The sequence below is a fragment of the Pseudooctadecabacter jejudonensis genome (genome assembly GCF_900172275.1).
GTDB lineage: Bacteria > Pseudomonadota > Alphaproteobacteria > Rhodobacterales > Rhodobacteraceae > Octadecabacter > Octadecabacter jejudonensis.
On record NZ_FWFT01000002.1, the window covers coordinates 1 to 15,660 of the forward strand.

16 protein-coding genes are annotated in these 15,660 nt (G+C 60.5%); 11 read left to right on the top strand and 5 right to left on the bottom strand.

The annotated features are described in order from the left end of the window. Window positions 1-262 precede the first annotated feature (262 nt). The 11 genes from PSJ8397_RS05030 to PSJ8397_RS05080 all read left to right on the top strand — a co-directional run bounded on the left by PSJ8397_RS05030 (window position 263) and on the right by PSJ8397_RS05080 (window position 9,907). Window positions 263-823, top strand: a complete 561-nt coding sequence (locus PSJ8397_RS05030; RefSeq protein ID WP_085863512.1) for a NifU family protein — start codon at window positions 263-265, stop codon at window positions 821-823. Between the two features lie 18 nt (window positions 824-841). Beyond that, the gene (tsaB, locus tag PSJ8397_RS05035) at window positions 842-1,429 is read left to right on the top strand and encodes a tRNA (adenosine(37)-N6)-threonylcarbamoyltransferase complex dimerization subunit type 1 TsaB (RefSeq protein WP_085863513.1); all 588 of its coding nucleotides are present in this window, start codon (window positions 842-844) and stop codon (window positions 1,427-1,429) included. Next, window positions 1,426-1,860, top strand: coding sequence for a GNAT family N-acetyltransferase (locus tag PSJ8397_RS05040; protein WP_085863514.1), 435 nt, complete (start codon window positions 1,426-1,428; stop codon window positions 1,858-1,860). Before tsaB ends, PSJ8397_RS05040 begins: the two co-directional genes overlap by 4 nt. A gap of 156 nt (window positions 1,861-2,016) precedes the next feature. Further along, complete coding sequence (locus tag PSJ8397_RS05045) at window positions 2,017-3,024, top strand: BMP family lipoprotein (protein WP_085863515.1); 1,008 nt, start codon at window positions 2,017-2,019, stop codon at window positions 3,022-3,024. Between the two features lie 92 nt (window positions 3,025-3,116). Beyond that, window positions 3,117-3,470, top strand: coding sequence for a nuclear transport factor 2 family protein (locus PSJ8397_RS05050; RefSeq protein ID WP_085863516.1), 354 nt, complete (start codon window positions 3,117-3,119; stop codon window positions 3,468-3,470). A gap of 12 nt (window positions 3,471-3,482) precedes the next feature. After that, complete coding sequence (locus PSJ8397_RS05055) at window positions 3,483-5,072, top strand: ABC transporter ATP-binding protein (protein ID WP_085863517.1); 1,590 nt, start codon at window positions 3,483-3,485, stop codon at window positions 5,070-5,072. Between the two features lie 3 nt (window positions 5,073-5,075). Further along, window positions 5,076-6,179 carry an ABC transporter permease gene (locus PSJ8397_RS05060; RefSeq protein WP_085863518.1) on the top strand — a complete coding sequence of 368 codons (1,104 nt, stop codon included), beginning with the start codon at window positions 5,076-5,078 and terminating at the stop codon, window positions 6,177-6,179. Window positions 6,180-6,184: 5 nt separating this feature from the next. Next, window positions 6,185-7,345 carry an ABC transporter permease gene (locus PSJ8397_RS05065; protein ID WP_085863519.1) on the top strand — a complete coding sequence of 387 codons (1,161 nt, stop codon included), beginning with the start codon at window positions 6,185-6,187 and terminating at the stop codon, window positions 7,343-7,345. Next, the gene (locus PSJ8397_RS05070) at window positions 7,329-8,132 is read left to right on the top strand and encodes a purine-nucleoside phosphorylase (protein WP_085863520.1); all 804 of its coding nucleotides are present in this window, start codon (window positions 7,329-7,331) and stop codon (window positions 8,130-8,132) included. Before PSJ8397_RS05065 ends, PSJ8397_RS05070 begins: the two co-directional genes overlap by 17 nt. A gap of 90 nt (window positions 8,133-8,222) precedes the next feature. Beyond that, entirely contained in the window at window positions 8,223-9,143 is a 921-nt protein-coding gene (locus PSJ8397_RS05075) for a sulfite exporter TauE/SafE family protein (RefSeq protein WP_085863521.1), read from the top strand. Beyond that, window positions 9,143-9,907, top strand: coding sequence for a TIGR02186 family protein (locus PSJ8397_RS05080; protein WP_085863522.1), 765 nt, complete (start codon window positions 9,143-9,145; stop codon window positions 9,905-9,907). Before PSJ8397_RS05075 ends, PSJ8397_RS05080 begins: the two co-directional genes overlap by 1 nt. A gap of 48 nt (window positions 9,908-9,955) precedes the next feature. Here the strand turns inward: PSJ8397_RS05080 and PSJ8397_RS05085 are convergent, their stop codons facing one another. The 5 genes from PSJ8397_RS05085 to ccrA all read right to left on the bottom strand — a co-directional run bounded on the left by PSJ8397_RS05085 (window position 9,956) and on the right by ccrA (window position 15,572). Next, window positions 9,956-10,684, bottom strand: a complete 729-nt coding sequence (locus tag PSJ8397_RS05085) for an SDR family oxidoreductase (RefSeq protein WP_085863523.1) — start codon at window positions 10,682-10,684, stop codon at window positions 9,956-9,958. Further along, window positions 10,681-12,219: an ATP-dependent DNA helicase gene (locus PSJ8397_RS05090; protein WP_085863524.1), complete on the bottom strand. Its 1,539-nt coding sequence runs from the start codon at window positions 12,217-12,219 to the stop codon at window positions 10,681-10,683. The genes PSJ8397_RS05085 and PSJ8397_RS05090 overlap by 4 nt, the downstream gene beginning before the upstream one ends. Before the next feature lie 39 nt (window positions 12,220-12,258). After that, the gene (locus PSJ8397_RS05095) at window positions 12,259-12,897 is read right to left on the bottom strand and encodes an acyl-homoserine-lactone synthase (RefSeq protein ID WP_085863525.1); all 639 of its coding nucleotides are present in this window, start codon (window positions 12,895-12,897) and stop codon (window positions 12,259-12,261) included. Window positions 12,898-12,996: 99 nt separating this feature from the next. After that, the gene (locus PSJ8397_RS05100; RefSeq protein WP_143515375.1) at window positions 12,997-13,779 is read right to left on the bottom strand and encodes a helix-turn-helix transcriptional regulator; all 783 of its coding nucleotides are present in this window, start codon (window positions 13,777-13,779) and stop codon (window positions 12,997-12,999) included. A gap of 506 nt (window positions 13,780-14,285) precedes the next feature. Next, window positions 14,286-15,572 carry a crotonyl-CoA carboxylase/reductase gene (gene ccrA / locus PSJ8397_RS05105; RefSeq protein WP_085863527.1) on the bottom strand — a complete coding sequence of 429 codons (1,287 nt, stop codon included), beginning with the start codon at window positions 15,570-15,572 and terminating at the stop codon, window positions 14,286-14,288. Window positions 15,573-15,660 lie beyond the last annotated feature (88 nt).

Here is a 15,660-nt window from a genome sequence, read left to right on the forward strand (position 1 = left end):
GGCCGTGATGGCCGGTGCGAACACCGAAACCAACGTCGACATCCGCCGCTCCAACGTTGACGCGATCGCAGTCCTGAAAGTGGGCGGCCAGATCGTCGACACCCAGGAAATCGAGTTCAACTAAGTCGATCTTTTCAAGACACAGCACGGGCCGCCCCTTTGGGGCGGCCCGTTGCCGTTGCGCAGTTTAGAATCGTTCCAAACCTTGACAGCGCAGCGACGGGCCCGCATATGTAAAGCCTGACAAAAAAGGTTTTCGCAGATGTTCATCCAGACCGAATCCACACCGAACCCCGCCACGTTGAAATTCCTGCCAGGTCAGCCTGTGTTGGAGATGGGCACAGCCGATTTCCCGTCGGCTGAGGCCGCAGAGAAAAGCCCGCTGGCCCGCCGCATCTTCGCGGTAGAAGGCGTCACTGGCGTGTTCTTTGGCCTTGATTTCGTGACGGTCACCAAGGGCGACGATGTGCAATGGGATCACATCAAACCTGCGATTTTGGGTGCGGTGATGGAACATTACCAATCCGGCGCGCCCGTGATGACCGGCGAACAGGCGGCATCGGGCCACGCCGAACACACCGGCGAAGACGGTGAGGTCGTGAACCAGATCAAGGAACTGCTGGACACGCGGGTGCGCCCTGCTGTGGCCCAAGACGGCGGCGACATCACGTTCCACGGGTTCGACCGCGGTGTGGTCTATCTGCACATGCAGGGCGCCTGCGCGGGTTGCCCGTCTTCGACCTTGACGTTGAAGATGGGGATCGAGAACCTGCTGCGCCATTACATCCCCGAGGTGGTCGAGGTCCGGCCCGTCGCGGCCTGAGCGGACGCACGCTAAAAGATGCAGCCTGATCCGACCCTTCTGGCGTTTGATACATCGGCGGCGCATTGCGCCGCCGCTTTGCGTTTGAATGGCATGGTCCATGTGGTCGTCGAAGAGATGGCGCGGGGTCAGGGGGAGCGGCTGATGCCCCTGCTTGAGGGGCTGTTGGCCAAGCACGATCAGACATGGGCCGATCTGGATGCGATTGCCGTGGGCATCGGGCCGGGCAATTTTACAGGCATTCGGATTTCGGTGTCGGCGGCGCGGGGCCTCGCCTTGGCCCTTGAGGTGCCTGCCGTTGGCATGTCGCTCTTCGAGACCACCCAGCATCTGGCCAATTGCGCCATGACGACCGTGCCAGCGCCGCGCGATCAGGTTTATCTGTTTGACGCTGAAACGATGCAGACCCCTGTGATGACTGACACCCCGCCGGCAATGGCGCGGTCATCGGCTGCGTTCGCCGCCTCTGCGCATATGGAGGCGATGGCGCACATCGCCGCGGCACGGATCATGCAAGGCGGCGATATTCCCGCCCCCGCGCCGCTGTACGTCAAGGCGCCCGATGCTGCGCCGTCGCGCGAACACCCCCCCCTGATCCTGCCATGACCGACGGCGTGACCCCCGCAGGGCTGACCGAAACCCATGACGCGGCCTTTGGCGCGGGCAAGGGCTGGCCGCCAGCGGATTTCGCCCGCTACCTGCACGATCCAACGGTTTCGATCTTTGGCGACGATGCCTGTTTCGCCGTGATCCGCCGCATCGGGCCCGAGGCCGAGGTGCTGACGCTGGCCACACACCCCCGCGTGCAGGGCCAAGGGCGGGCCAAAGCCATGTTGGCATCGGCTCTCGCCACAATGGCCAAAGCGCGGATCGAAGATGTGTTTCTTGAAGTCAGCGACACAAATTTCGCGGCCTCCGCCCTCTATCGCGGGCTTGGGTTCACCGCCTACGCCACGCGGGCTAATTATTACAAAGACGGCAGCGGGGCGATCTGCATGAAACGCAGGCTTGACCCCACGTCTGATGCCTCATTCTAAGGCGTTTGCCCGCAAACCTGTCAGAATCAGTTGAACTTCCCTGTCCTTCGGGGCCTACTTGTGCATGATCAAACATCCGCACCGCATCCTACTGCGGCGCCAAGGATCAACGGGGCGCACCAAAGCGCCCACCACACGAAACGGGGAGACCTCTACATGAGCCTTACAAAAACACTTCTGGGCGCAACGACCGCCATGGCACTGGCAGCCGGTGCTGCCTTCGCAGACGGCCACAGCGCTGGCCCAGCCATTATCTATGACCTGGGCGGCAAGTTCGACAAATCCTTCAACGAAAGCGCCTACAACGGGGCACAGCGTTGGGCCGACGAGAACGGCCAGGAATTTGCTGAATTCGAAATCACATCCGACGCGCAGCGTGAACAGGCGATCCGCCGCTTTGCCGAAGACGGCAACAGCCCCATCGTCATGGCGGGTTTCTCTTGGGCGACCGCGCTGGAAACAGTGGCCGCCGATCACCCTGACACAGACTTCGTTGTGATCGACGTGTCCTGGATCGACATGCCAAACGTCCGCGCTGTGGGCTTCAAGGAACAGGAAGGCTCCTACCTTGTGGGCATGATGGCCGGTATGGCGTCTGAAACGGACACCGTGTCCTTCGTGGGCGGTATGGACATCCCGCTGATCCGTCGTTTCGCCTGTGGCTACGCACAGGGCGCAATGGCGGCCAACGAAGACATGACCATTATTTCCAACATGACCGGCACGACACCAGCCGCTTGGAACGACCCCGTAAAAGGGTCCGAACTGGCGCTGAGCCAGATCTCTCAAGGGTCTGACGTTGTGTTTGCGGCCGCGGGCGGTACCGGTGTTGGTGTTCTGCAAACCGCAGCCGACGAAGGCATCCTGTCCATCGGCGTGGACGCCAACCAGAACTACCTGTTCCCGGGTCAGGTCCTGACATCCATGCTCAAGCGCGTTGATAACGTGGTTTATGAAAGCTTCTCGGGCACCACAGACGCGGGCATCGTGATCCTCGGTGTGGCTGAAGGCGGCGTGGGCGTGGCCCTCGACGAATTCAACGCCGAACTGGTAAGCGAAGACATGCTGGCCTCCGTCGAAGCCGCAACCGCTGCCATGGCATCGGGTGAGCTGATGGTCCACGACTACATGTCCGACGAAACCTGCCCTGCGCTTGAATTCTAAGACCAGTTAACCGAACATGAGAAGGCCGCGCCGAGAGATTGGCGCGGCCTTTTCAAATCGCCAAACGGGCACCGTCCACAGGGGAACAGCACATGGATGACGCACTAGCCACCTTTTTCGCAAGCTGGGGAGAGGCCGACGCCGACGCGCGCAAAGCCATGATCGCAAAGGCCATTGCCGACGGTTTCACCTATTCGGACCCACGCAGCGGTGGCCGCCTGTCCGGCCTGGATGCAGTGGCCGATTATGTCGGCATGTTCAGCGCCAACGCCCCCGGATGGACCGCCAGCGTGGACACGGCAGACACCGTAAACGACTACACCCGCGCGACCGTCGCCTTTGGCGGCAAAGGCCCCGATGGATCCGACATGATCCAGCACGGCACCTATTTTGCGGACACAAACGCCGACGGTAAGCTGGTGATGCTGGCCGGATTTGTTGGGTAAAGGACAAAGCGCATGAACGCCCCCGCCATTGAACTCAAAGGCATTTCTAAGGCCTTCGGCCCTGTGCAGGCCAACAAAGACATTTCCATCAGCGTGATGCCCGGCACGATTCATGGCATCATCGGGGAGAACGGCGCGGGCAAATCCACGCTGATGTCGATCCTGTATGGCTTCTACAAAGCTGACGCCGGTGAGATTTACGTGGGCGGCAACCGCACCGACATCCCCGACAGCCAGGCGGCCATCGCAGCGGGCATTGGCATGGTGTTTCAACACTTCAAACTGGTGCAGAATTTTTCGGTGCTGGAAAACGTGGTGCTGGGGGCCGAAGACGGCGCGATGTTGAAACCGTCCCTTGCCAAGGCGCGCAAGCAGTTGAAATCGCTGGCTGAGGAATATGAGTTGAACGTCGATCCCGACGCGATCATCCAGGATATCGGCGTGGGCATGCAGCAGCGGGTTGAGATCCTCAAGGCACTGTATCGTGAGGCGGACATTCTGATCCTGGATGAGCCCACGGGCGTTCTCACCCCGGCGGAGGCCGACCAGTTGTTCCGCATCCTGCGGCGGCTGAAGCAAGAAGGCAAAACGATCATCCTGATCACCCACAAACTGCGGGAGATCATGGACATCACCGACACCGTCAGCGTTATGCGGCGTGGCGAAATGGTGGGGTCTGTGAAAACGGTCGACACCAATCCGGCTGATCTGGCCGAACGCATGGTGGGCCGTAAGGTGTTGTTGCGGGTGGATAAAACGCCCGCACAACCCAAAGACACGGTGCTTGAGGTGCGCGGGCTTAACGTCACCGACGCCCAAGGCGTGCACCGTTTGAAAGACGTCTCCTTCAACATCCGTGCTGGCGAAATCCTTGGCATCGCGGGCGTCAGCGGCAATGGCCAGTCTGAACTGTTGGAGGTTCTGGGCGGCTATGAAAAGGCCACGGGTGAAATTCTGCTGAACGGGGAGGCGATTGATTTGACCGGCGCCCATTCGGACGGACAATCGCGCCGCAACCGTGGCATTGCCCATGTGCCGGAGGATCGCCAGCACGAAGGCCTGATCATGGAGTTTTCCGCCTGGGAAAACACCGCCTTCGGCTACCACCACGACGCGCGTTATCAAAAGGGTGCGTTGATGGACAACAAGGCCATTCTGGCGGACGCGCAGGAAAAGATGGACCGCTTCGATGTGCGCCCCCCCAATCCAATGTTGGCAGCCAAGAATTTCTCCGGCGGGAACCAGCAGAAAATCGTCGTCGCCCGTGAGATTGAACGTGATCCCGACTTGCTGCTGGTCGGCCAGCCCACCCGCGGTGTGGACATCGGTGCGATTGAATTTATTCATCAACAGATCGTGGCCTTGCGTGACAAGGGCAAGGCGATCCTGTTGGTGAGCGTGGAACTGGATGAGATCATGGGCCTGAGCGACCGCATCGCGGTGATGTTTGACGGCCAGATTATGGGCGAACGGCTGCCATCCGAGACGGACGAGACCGAATTGGGCCTGCTCATGGCCGGTGTGACCGATACGGACGCGCCTCATTCCGTAAAAGAAATTGAAGACAACCTTGCCCACGCGGGCACAGGCGAAAAGGTGTAACCCATGGAAAAGATGCCAAAATGGGCCGATGTGATCCTTGTGCCGGTGGTGTCGTTGCTGCTGGCGGCGATCATTTCGGTCATTGTGTTCTGGTCCGTGGGCCAAAACCCGTGGGAGGCGATCAAGCTGATGGCCTTTGGCGCGGTCGGCACCTCGGATTTCCTCGGCTATACGCTGTTTTACGCCACGAATTTCATCTTTACGGGGCTCGCCGTGGCGGTGGCGTTTCATGCGTCGCTCTTTAACATCGGCGGTGAGGGTCAGGTGCTGGTCGGCGGTCTGGGTGCTGCCATCGTGTGCCTGTTTATCCCTTGGCCCCACTGGACCTTGGCGCTGTTGGCGGGCGGGGCTGCGGCGGCGGTCTTCGGTGCCCTTTGGGTGACGATCCCCGCCTATTTGCAAGCGCGGCGCGGCAGCCACATCGTGATCACGACGATTATGTTCAACTTCATGGCGTCGGGCCTTTTGGTTTACATGCTGTCTGACGCCCTGCGCCCTGCGGGCCAGATGCAGACGGCTACGGCCATCTTCCCGGAGGCGACGCACCTGCCGTCTTTGAACGACATCGCGGGGCTGTTCGGGTCCGAATTGTTCGGGCGCTCCCCCGTCAATATCTCCATCTTCATTGCGCTTTTGGCCTGTGTGGGCGTGTGGCTGCTGATCTGGCACACGCGGCTGGGGTATCAGATCCGCGCCTTTGGACAGTCTGAAAGTGCCGCGAAATATGCGGGCATTTCGGCGGTGAACATCACAATGATTGCCTTGCTGATTTCGGGCGCCTTGGCGGGGATGATGGCGGTGAACAACACCATGGGCATCAACACGCCGCAACTGGTGGACAACGCCGCCGGCGGCGCGGGTTTCATCGGCATCGCCGTGGCGCTGATGGGACGCAACCACCCCGTCGGCATCATCATCGCGGCCCTTTTGTTCGGCGCGCTGTATCAAGGCGGGGCGGAACTGTCGGCGGCCACGTCGATCCCCGTCCAGATCGTCGTCGTGATCCAGGCCCTGGTGATCATGTTCACCGGCGCATTGGACCAAATGGTGCGCAGCCCGATTGAAGGGTTGTTCATGCGGTTTAGCAGCAAAGCGGTGAAGGAGTAAGCGACATGGATTTCTTCACAATCGTCCAACTTGGCGACGCCTCGATCCGCATGGCGATCCCGCTGCTTTTGGCCTGTTTGGCGGGGCTTTTTTCTGAACGTGCGGGGATTTTCGACATCGGGCTTGAGGGCAAGATGCTGGCGGCGGCGTTCCTGTCGGCGGCTGTGTCTTTCGCCAGCGGGTCCGTCTGGGTTGGCCTTTTGGCGGGCATCGGCATCTCAATCGCGCTGTCCATCGTGCATGGGCTGGCGTCGATCACGTTCCGGGGCAACCAGTTGATTTCCGGCGTGGCCATCAACTTTTTCGCCGCTGGCCTGACGGTCGTGATTGCGCAAGGCTGGTTCGCCCAAGGCGGGCGCACGCCGTCGTTGTCGGGGGCCGCGCGGTTTGATGGCATCGATTTCCCCGGCGCGCTGACCCGTGTCCGTGAGAAAATGCAGGCCTCTCCGGGCATGCAGTTCTATTCCGAATTCGTCTCGGGCCACTCGATCCTTGTGTATATCGGCCTGTTGTCCGTACCGCTGACGTGGTGGATCTTGTACCGCACGCGGTTCGGCCTGCGCCTGCGCGCCGTGGGCGAAGCGCCAGAGGCCGTGGACACCGCAGGCATCAGCGTCGTGGGTCTGCGCTATTCCGCCGTCATCATCTGCGGCATCCTGTGCGGCATCGCGGGGGCGTATCTGTCGACCGCTGTGCAAGCGGGCTTTACCAAAGACATGACCGCCAACCGTGGCTTTATCGCGCTGGCCGCGTTGATCTTTGCCAAATGGCGCCCGTGGTATGCGCTGGGGGCCTGCCTGCTGTTTGGTCTGTTCTTTGCGATTGATAATCGGTTCCAAAACATCCAGCTGCAGGTGCTGTGGATCATGGTGATCCTGATCGGCGCGTCCGCGGCCATGGTCCTCTACGCGATCAAACGCGAAAAGATCGACGTGATCGTACTGGGCGGGCTGTCGGCTGTGCTGACTGTCATCGCGCTGGCCACTTGGGTTGGCTCAACCGGCGAAGAGGCCGGTCTGGTCGCAGCCCTGTTCGAAACCGTCAAAGTGCCCAGCCAGCTGATCCAATCCCTGCCCTATCTGTTCGTCGTGATCGTGTTGGCGGGCTTTGTGGGCAAGGCCATTCCGCCGCGCGCAGGGGGACAACCCTATGTCAAGGAACGCTGAAGACCTCGCGGATAAGATCCGCGAAATCGCAGGCGATGCGCCGGTGCGGCTGGGCCTGATCCTTGGGTCCGGTCTGGGGCATCTGGCCGGTGCCGTCGAAGGCGTCGCCATTCCTTATGACGAACTGGAGGGGTTCCCCCACGCAGGCGTCAGCGGCCATGTGCCCCAACTGGTGATCGGCCAGTTGGAAGGCGTGCGCGTCGCCGTCTTCGGCGGACGGGCGCATTACTACGAAAGCGGGCGCGGCGATGCCATGCGCCTGCCCCTTGAGGTTCTGAAAGCCTTGGGTGCGGACACGATGATCGCCACCAACGCGGCCGGATCCATGGTGCCAGACATGCCCACGGGCGATATTATGATGCTGTCGGATCACATCAATTTCAGCGGCCTCAACCCGCTGATCGGCGAACAGACCGACGCGCGTTTTGTGCCTATGAAAGACTGCTACAACCCCGCCTTGCGCGATGTGCTGCGTACCGCAGCGGTTACGGCTGATGTCCATCTCCACGAAGGTGTGTATGCGTGGTATTCAGGCCCGTCGTTTGAGACCGTCGCAGAAATCAAGGCCCTGCGCACCTTGGGTGCCGATGCCGTGGGCATGTCCACCGTGCCTGAGGTCATCCTGGGCCGGTTCCTGGGCCTGCGCTGCGGCGCGATCTCAACGATCACCAACATGGCCGCAGGAATGAGCGACGAATCAATCTCCCACTCCCACACCAAAGCGATGGCCCCCATCGGTGCAGCAAAGCTGGAAAAGGTCCTTCGTGCTGCACTGCCGCATATTTAACCAAAATTCTCGCTGATTGAGACGTCTGGTCTTATCCATAGCCTCAATTGGGCGTTGATCATACGGCCAACAGGGGCGTATGGAGGCCGCATGCAAATCTACCTCCCCATCGCCGAAGTTTCGGTCAACGCCTTTTTGTTGCTGGGCCTTGGCGGGATTGTGGGCATCTTGTCCGGCATGTTCGGCGTGGGCGGTGGATTCTTGATGACGCCCCTGTTGTTCTTTATCGGCATTCCCCCCGCCGTGGCCGTGGCGACCGAGGCCAACCAGATTGTGGCCTCGTCCTTTTCCGGCGTCTTGGCGCACCTGCGGCGCAAGACCGTCGATTTACGCATGGGCACGGTGTTGCTGATCGGGGGGCTTGTTGGGGCGGCCCTTGGCGTTGTGCTGTTCAACTACCTGAAATCCTTAGGCCAGGTCGATCTGCTGGTGCGGCTGTGTTACGTCGTCTTTCTGGGGATCATTGGCGGGCTGATGTTCGTTGAAAGCCTGAACGCCATCCGCCGGTCGCGCAATCCGGCAACGGCTGTGCCCACGCGGCGCAAACACGGGCTGATCCATGCGCTTCCATTCAAGATGAAATTCCGCGTCTCGGGCCTTTATATCTCGGTTATTCCGCCGCTGTTGGTGGGGCTGTGCGTGGGCATTCTGGCCGCGATCATGGGCGTGGGCGGCGGGTTCATCATGGTGCCTGCGATGATCTATTTGCTGGGCATGCCCACCAAGGTCGTGATCGGCACATCGCTGTTTCAGATCATCTTTGTGACCGGTTTTACCACCTTGCTGCACGCCACGACAAACTACACCGTCGATGTCGTACTGGCCGTGCTGTTGCTGGTCGGCGGCGTGATCGGGGCGCAGATCGGCACCCGTATCGGCGTCAAAATGAAAGCTGAACAGCTGCGCATCCTGCTGGCGATCATGGTGCTGGCCGTGTGCGGTAAACTGGCGCTCGATCTGCTGCTGACACCGGCGGAACTTTATAGCATCGGCGCGGCGGGGGGACACTGATGATCCGGGTCCTGCTTCTTTCCGTTCTTCTCATCCTGCCGACAAAGTCGGTCGTGGCCGAAGAAATCGTCCTTGGCCTCAGTCGGAATGAGGTTGCGATCACCGCGACCTTCGATGGCTCCGACGTGTTGATTTTCGGCGCGATCAAACGCGACGCCCCCGCCCCCGCAGGCGGCCCGTTGGAGGTGATCATCACCCTCGCCGGGCCTGACCAACCCGTGACCGTGCGCCGCAAGGAACGGGTGGTGGGCATCTGGGCCAACACCGACGCGGTTGAGGTCGACGCGGCGCCATCGTTCTATGCTGTCGCCACCTCGGCCCCCCTGCGCGACGTACTGAACGATACGGAAGACCTGCGGCACCATATCTCAATCCCGCGGGTGATCCGGTCCGTGGGCGCACCCGATACGGTCGCCAATGCCAGGGCGTTCACGGATGCCTTGATCCGCATCCGCGCAGGCAACGGACAATACCAAGTGCTCGAAGATCAGGTGTTGATCGAAGAAGAGACCCTCTTTCGTGGCCAGATCACATTGCCCGCTGCCCTGACCGAAGGGGCCTACACGGCCCGCATTTTCATCACCCGTGATGGTGAGGTTGTAGACCTCTACGAGACTGAAATCGCCGTGTTCAAAGCGGGGCTGGAACGGTTCTTGTTTGAGATGTCACGCAATCAGCCACTGTTGTACGGTCTGATGTCGCTGGCCATTGCGATCGCCGCAGGCTGGCTTGCCTCCGCCGCGTTCCGCATGTTCCAACGATAATCTAAATTTCGCGGAATTTAGATCACCAACAAAATTCCGGAATTTTGTTCAGCCCCGCCCGACATATGGCATTTTCGTTGCCATGATCGTCTGAAACAAGGTGGTCGCGTGCAACGGCAGGTTCGCCATATGCCACACCGCATCCGCCACAAGATCCACCTCCATCGTGGGCGGCGGGGTCTGGCCATCGGCCACCGCGCGGTCCACGATCCCTTGCAACAATTCGGTCTGGGCATTGCCAATGTCGATCTGGCTGACAGCGATATCAAAAGACCGACCATCCAGCGCCAGCGATTTGGTCAACCCCGTTACACCATGTTTCGTGGTCGTATAGGTCACTGATCCTTCACGGGGCGCATGGGCCGAGATCGACCCGTTGTTGATGATCCGTCCGCCCATGGGCTCTTGGCCTCGCATCTGCCCAAAGGCCGCGCGGGCGCACAAAAACATGCCTGTCAAATTGACGTTCACGGCCTGCATCCAGTCGTCCACCGCGACCTCATCAATGGGGGCAGCGGGCGTGAACAGGCCTGCGTTGTTAAAGAGACAATCCAACCTGCCCGCCTGAGCCACAAAGTCTGCAAAGGCCGTGGTAACGGTCTTCGGCTGGGTCACATCGCAGGGCAGGACATGGGCGTGATCGCGCCCCTCCGCCACCTCACGCAGTGCCTCTTTGCGTCGTGCGATCAGGCCGACGGCCCAGCCTTCCTCCAGAAACCGCTCCGCCACGGCCCGCCCGATGCCACTGCTGGCGCCTGTCACGATAAGCGTTTTCATCCCTCATCCTCCTGCGTCTCAAGTGCCAGAGGTGCCGGTGCCGTGCGCAAATCATCCGTCGTCAAGAGCCCGCTGGGCCGCGCCAGCCGGTTGCGCACCACCCAACACAGTTTGTTTTCCGCCCGGGTGATCGCCACATAGGCCAGCCGTTTCCACAGCGGCTGCCCCGCCTCGACCCGTCCCATGCGCGAGGCTGCGTAAATGTCCGGCGCAAAGACCTGCACCGTGTCCCACTGCGATCCTTGCGCCTTGTGGATGGTCACCGCCGCGCCATGCAAGAAGGTGGCCCCCATCTTGGCTGCAAACGGAATGAACGGCTCCTCATCCCCTTCGAATTCGATCTTCACAATTGACGCCGCACTCAGCTGCGGGTCTTCGGCCCCCATCACATGCAGGCGCGAGAACCCAGGTTTGCGACCGGGCCCCAAGTAGACCACCTGCGCCCCTTTGATCAGGCCACGGGCCTCAAGATCCAGCCGTTTTTTGCGGTGCTTCATGGGCAATTCAATGCCGTCGCAAATCAGCGGCTCGCCCTCCAGAAGTTCATCATCGGGCGCGCCGTAAGCTGCGCGAAAGGCGTGGATCAGTTTGATCCGCGTGGCATTGCGCCAAACCAGACAGGGAGACCGTGCCATCAGATCGCTTTCCACCCGCCCGGCCATAACCACACGGTCATCCTTGGCCGCAGCCTCCCCCACAAGCTTTTCAAAGGCGTAGAAATCCACCGCTGGATCTGCCAGCGCATGCGCCAGATCAAGGATGGGGTTGTCAGCGGTCTGCCGGTGCACGCGGCTCAGCTCCAGCTTGCGCGGGGCAGGCAAGGTATCAAACACCATCTGCCCGCCCTCCGCCTTAACGGGCGGCAGCTGGGCCGGGTCACCGAACAAAACCAACGTCGGAAAGATATCCTTCAGGTCTTCGAATTGCTTGGCGTCCAGCATGGAGGATTCATCGACAAACCCGATGTCCAGCGGATCTTCGCGCCGCTTCCAACCGGTGATGAAATCGGACCCACGCAGCCCGGCCGCCGCAAGGGCCGCGGGCACCGACGAATTCTTCTGATAGCTGTCGAACGCCCGTTCCAGCGCCACATCGGTCAGCCCCTCGATCTCGGGTTTGTCGCCTTGACCGGCCAGCCATTCGGCCACCTTTTCAAACTCTGGATCATAGACGGGCGTGTACAGAATGCGGTGGATCGTGGTTGCGGGCACACCACGTGTGCGCAACACCGATGCGGCCTTGTTGGTGGGCGCAAGGATCGCCAGCGTGCGGCGGTCGCGTTTTTTGCGGCCTTCCCAATCGCCAGACACCACATCGACGCCCGCCGCCTGCAGCGCCTTGAACAACTGGGCCAACAGCAAGGTCTTGCCGCTGCCTGCTTTGCCCAGGACCGCCAACGTGGAATTGTCAGGATCCTCAGCGGGGGGCAGCGTTGTCCCCTCCACCAGATCGACGCCGACCGACTGCAACAGGTCCGATACGGTGTCCCACGCATCGGCTTGATCTTCGGAAAGGGTGAATGCGGGAAGGGCCATGGCGGGACACTATCCCCGCCACCGGCCATGTTCCAGCGGTTACGCGGCGCGCGCCTGCAATTTCAGAGGACGCGATCCAAAGGCGCGGGCGTACCAGTGTTCCGACACCGTGGACGACACGCCTGCACGTAGCAAAACGCGCATCCGGTCAATCGGGTCAAACGTCCACAGTCCCACGCTGATCTTTGCGCGGCCTTCGCCGGTGCTGCCCAAAACATCGGGGCTTGCCCCGATCATGCGGTAAATGCGCACCATGCGCGCATCGAACACGCCGACACATTGTGTGATGCCAAAGCCGCGCCCGATCTCGATGCCGCCCAGAACCAGCGCCGCCGCCACGCGGCTGTTGCTGTCACACGACAGACAAAAACGGGTGGATTCCCAGATGTGGGGGCTTTGCACCCTGTCGCCGTCCATCAAATCGCTGAAGTGGTCATTGACCATCGTGGGGCCTGTGGTTGGCAAAAACCGCATGGACCCGCCGTGGCTGCCATCGGGCTGTTGCCAGATGACATACAGCGGATCGCAGGCGTCGTATTCATCGCGTTCATAGCCTTGGGCATCAACCGCGACATCCCATTTCAACCGGTCGCGGAATTGCGCGGCGCGGTCGCGAAACATCGTATCTGAAAGTTTGGGGTAAGCGTCGAGTTGTGATCCGTAAAGATATCGTAGCATGTGGGCCTCCGTCCGTATGACGAAGACCCTAGGGCGGGTGGTTTAATGCCCTCTTTTCAGACCGTTCGGTGGGTGTTGCGCGGCACGTCGAAACGGGCGCTATTCCGCAGCCTCAATCGCTTCGCGCCCGGGCCATTTGCCCTGCGCCGCACGGGCAGCGCCGCCCATGATGATATGGCCCTCTGACACCGCGCGGGCAATTGCGTGCATGGTATTGCTGGCCGACAGTTTGAACCGCGCGCTTTCGATGTAGGCCCGCAACGTGTGCTCCGACAGGTTCAACGTCTGCGCCACCTGGCCCCGTGAATACCCCATGGCCAAATACGTCAGCACATCCACCTCACGGCCGGACAAGGGTTTGACAGGTTCTGGACGCCGCTTGTCCTCAATCTCCAGCGCTTTTTGATTGAACGAATGGGCGCACAGGATCAAATCGCGCCGGTGCGTTTCGGTGAAATCGGCCCAGTCCTCATCCGTCGCGTTGTGAGACAGTGAAAACAACGCGAACTGCCCGCTGGGGCCGCGAATGGGGATGGAATAGCCTTGGTTGCCCACGCCCGCCTCAATCGCTTCCTTGCGAAAGGCGATGGCGGGTTTGCTGGACCAATCCAGCTCTTTCCAATCCACGGGGTGGAACCGTTGGAAACAGCCGATGATAACGGGGTCAATGCGAACGTAATCGTTCTGCACGTACCGGGTAATCCATTCGATGGAATAGGTGCCACAGCCGTATTGTTCGCCATCCGCAGACACCCAATGATAGCCCAGATGGGCCACACCGTAATGGTCGCGCAGGGCTTCGGTGCAGGTCTGTAGGGCGCTAAGCTCCGTGGCCTGTTCGAGTGTCGCCAAATGGCGGCGAAGGTTGCCTTGCATTCTCATTCGCCGCGAACGGCGCCCCCTCTTGCATCGACGTGAGCTCAGCCTGCGCAACAGTCGAGGTCACTTCAAGCTGGTGAGCCAGCATGGGCAACCCGTTCTGGTCAGCAAATGTGCGAAGGTCGGCGATTACGTCGATGATCCATTTCTGTCCCATGAATGAGTCTCCTTTTGAGGGGTTAACGAAAGGTTAACACTTGAGGGCCACAGGGGGTTTTCCTGCGCCTGTTCCTCACTTTTCCATGTTTCTGGGGGCTTACCTACCCGCTGAAACCACCCCGCTATAAATGGGGAGGGTCCGATTCCCTAATATATTGGTTTTTCATGGGTCATTCGGCGTCCAAATCCGCGCACTCGCCCATAGGGTGATTCGGGCCATTCGAACTATCGCAGGTCTGCGGCCTGTCTTACAGCCGCGGCCCCACCCTAGTTCCCCCCCATCGGATCGATGCAAAAAACCCGCACGACAAAGATCGTGCGGGCCAGTCTCAGGGGAAAAGATTTCAGCGTCAGCCTTTGGCGGCAATCACATCTTCAAGGGTGCGCAGACCGGTTGTCGGGGCCTGAACCAGCACCGACATATTGCCCGGCTTGTGTTCATTGCGCAGCATTTTGGTGTGCGCGTCGGGCAGTTGATCCCAAGGGAACACTTCGGACATGCACGGATCCAGACGACGTTCCACCATCAGGTTGTTGGCCGCCGACGCCTGCTTGAGGTGGGCAAAATGGCTGCCCTGCAGACGTTTCTGGTGCATCCACATGTAGCGCACGTCAAAGGTGCAGTTGAACCCTGTGGTGCCAGCACAGATCACGACCATGCCGCCCTTTTTACAGACCAACGTGGACACAGGGAACGTGGACTCACCGGGGTGTTCGAACACCATGTCGACATTGTTGCCCTTGCCTGTGATATCCCAGATGGCCTTGCCGAACTTGCGCGCCTCAGTGAACCACTCCTTATATTCAGGCGTGTTTACCGTCGGCAGCTGGCCCCAGCAGTTGAAATCCTTGCGGTTGATGACGCCCTTGGCGCCCAGCCCCATCACGAAGTCCCGTTTGTCCTCGTCCGAGATCACGCCGATCGCATTGGCACCCGCCGTATTGATCAACTGGATCGCATAGGACCCCAAACCGCCCGATGCCCCCCAGACCAACACGTTCTGGCCCGGTTTCAGGTCATGGGGTTCATGCCCGAACAGCATCCGATAGGCCGTCGCCAGCGTCAGCGTGTAACACGCGCTTTCTTCCCACGTCAGGTGCTTGGGCCGCGGCATCAACTGTTGCGCCTGCACGTTTGTGAACTGTGCGAACGATCCGTCCGGCGTCTCATACCCCCAGATGCGCTGGCTGGTGGAAAACATCGGATCACCGCCGTTGCATTCCTCATCATCGCCATCATCCTGGTTGCAATGGACGACAACCTCATCGCCCACTTTCCAGCGTTTCACCTTGTCGCCCACCGCCCAAACGATGCCCGACGCGTCGGAGCCTGCGATGTGATAGGGCGCGCCGTGGCCGTCGAAGGGGGAAATCGGTTGGCCCAAACCGGCCCAAACGCCGTTGTAATTCACGCCCGCCGCCATCACGAGGACGAGAACTTCGTTGCTGTCCAACGTCGGCACGTCGACGACTTCAACCTCAAACGCCTTGTCCGGTTCACCATGACGTTCACGGCGGATCGTCCAAGCATACATCTGCGCGGGCACATGGCCCATGGGTGGAATTTCACCCATCTCATAGAGGTCTTTCACCGGTGCCTTCGCAGTCGCGGCATTTTCTTGGGTGTCGAGGGCCATATCGCTCATCTCCGTCTAAAACTCCGAGTGCCGCGCCGCAGAATCGGCGCGTTGAAGCAAGAATTAGAGACGGCAAAGCAATAAAGCA

Coding starts and splice junctions, on each gene's coding strand:
- PSJ8397_RS05030 (WP_085863512.1), top strand. CDS start 263: ATGTTCATCCAGACCGAATCCACACCGAACCCCGCCACGTTGAAATTC.
- tsaB (WP_085863513.1), top strand. CDS start 842: ATGCAGCCTGATCCGACCCTTCTGGCGTTTGATACATCGGCGGCGCAT.
- PSJ8397_RS05040 (WP_085863514.1), top strand. CDS start 1,426: ATGACCGACGGCGTGACCCCCGCAGGGCTGACCGAAACCCATGACGCG.
- PSJ8397_RS05045 (WP_085863515.1), top strand. CDS start 2,017: ATGAGCCTTACAAAAACACTTCTGGGCGCAACGACCGCCATGGCACTG.
- PSJ8397_RS05050 (WP_085863516.1), top strand. CDS start 3,117: ATGGATGACGCACTAGCCACCTTTTTCGCAAGCTGGGGAGAGGCCGAC.
- PSJ8397_RS05055 (WP_085863517.1), top strand. CDS start 3,483: ATGAACGCCCCCGCCATTGAACTCAAAGGCATTTCTAAGGCCTTCGGC.
- PSJ8397_RS05060 (WP_085863518.1), top strand. CDS start 5,076: ATGGAAAAGATGCCAAAATGGGCCGATGTGATCCTTGTGCCGGTGGTG.
- PSJ8397_RS05065 (WP_085863519.1), top strand. CDS start 6,185: ATGGATTTCTTCACAATCGTCCAACTTGGCGACGCCTCGATCCGCATG.
- PSJ8397_RS05070 (WP_085863520.1), top strand. CDS start 7,329: ATGTCAAGGAACGCTGAAGACCTCGCGGATAAGATCCGCGAAATCGCA.
- PSJ8397_RS05075 (WP_085863521.1), top strand. CDS start 8,223: ATGCAAATCTACCTCCCCATCGCCGAAGTTTCGGTCAACGCCTTTTTG.
- PSJ8397_RS05080 (WP_085863522.1), top strand. CDS start 9,143: ATGATCCGGGTCCTGCTTCTTTCCGTTCTTCTCATCCTGCCGACAAAG.
- PSJ8397_RS05085 (WP_085863523.1), bottom strand. CDS start 10,684: ATGAAAACGCTTATCGTGACAGGCGCCAGCAGTGGCATCGGGCGGGCC.
- PSJ8397_RS05090 (WP_085863524.1), bottom strand. CDS start 12,219: ATGGCCCTTCCCGCATTCACCCTTTCCGAAGATCAAGCCGATGCGTGG.
- PSJ8397_RS05095 (WP_085863525.1), bottom strand. CDS start 12,897: ATGCTACGATATCTTTACGGATCACAACTCGACGCTTACCCCAAACTT.
- PSJ8397_RS05100 (WP_143515375.1), bottom strand. CDS start 13,779: ATGAGAATGCAAGGCAACCTTCGCCGCCATTTGGCGACACTCGAACAG.
- ccrA (WP_085863527.1), bottom strand. CDS start 15,572: ATGGCCCTCGACACCCAAGAAAATGCCGCGACTGCGAAGGCACCGGTG.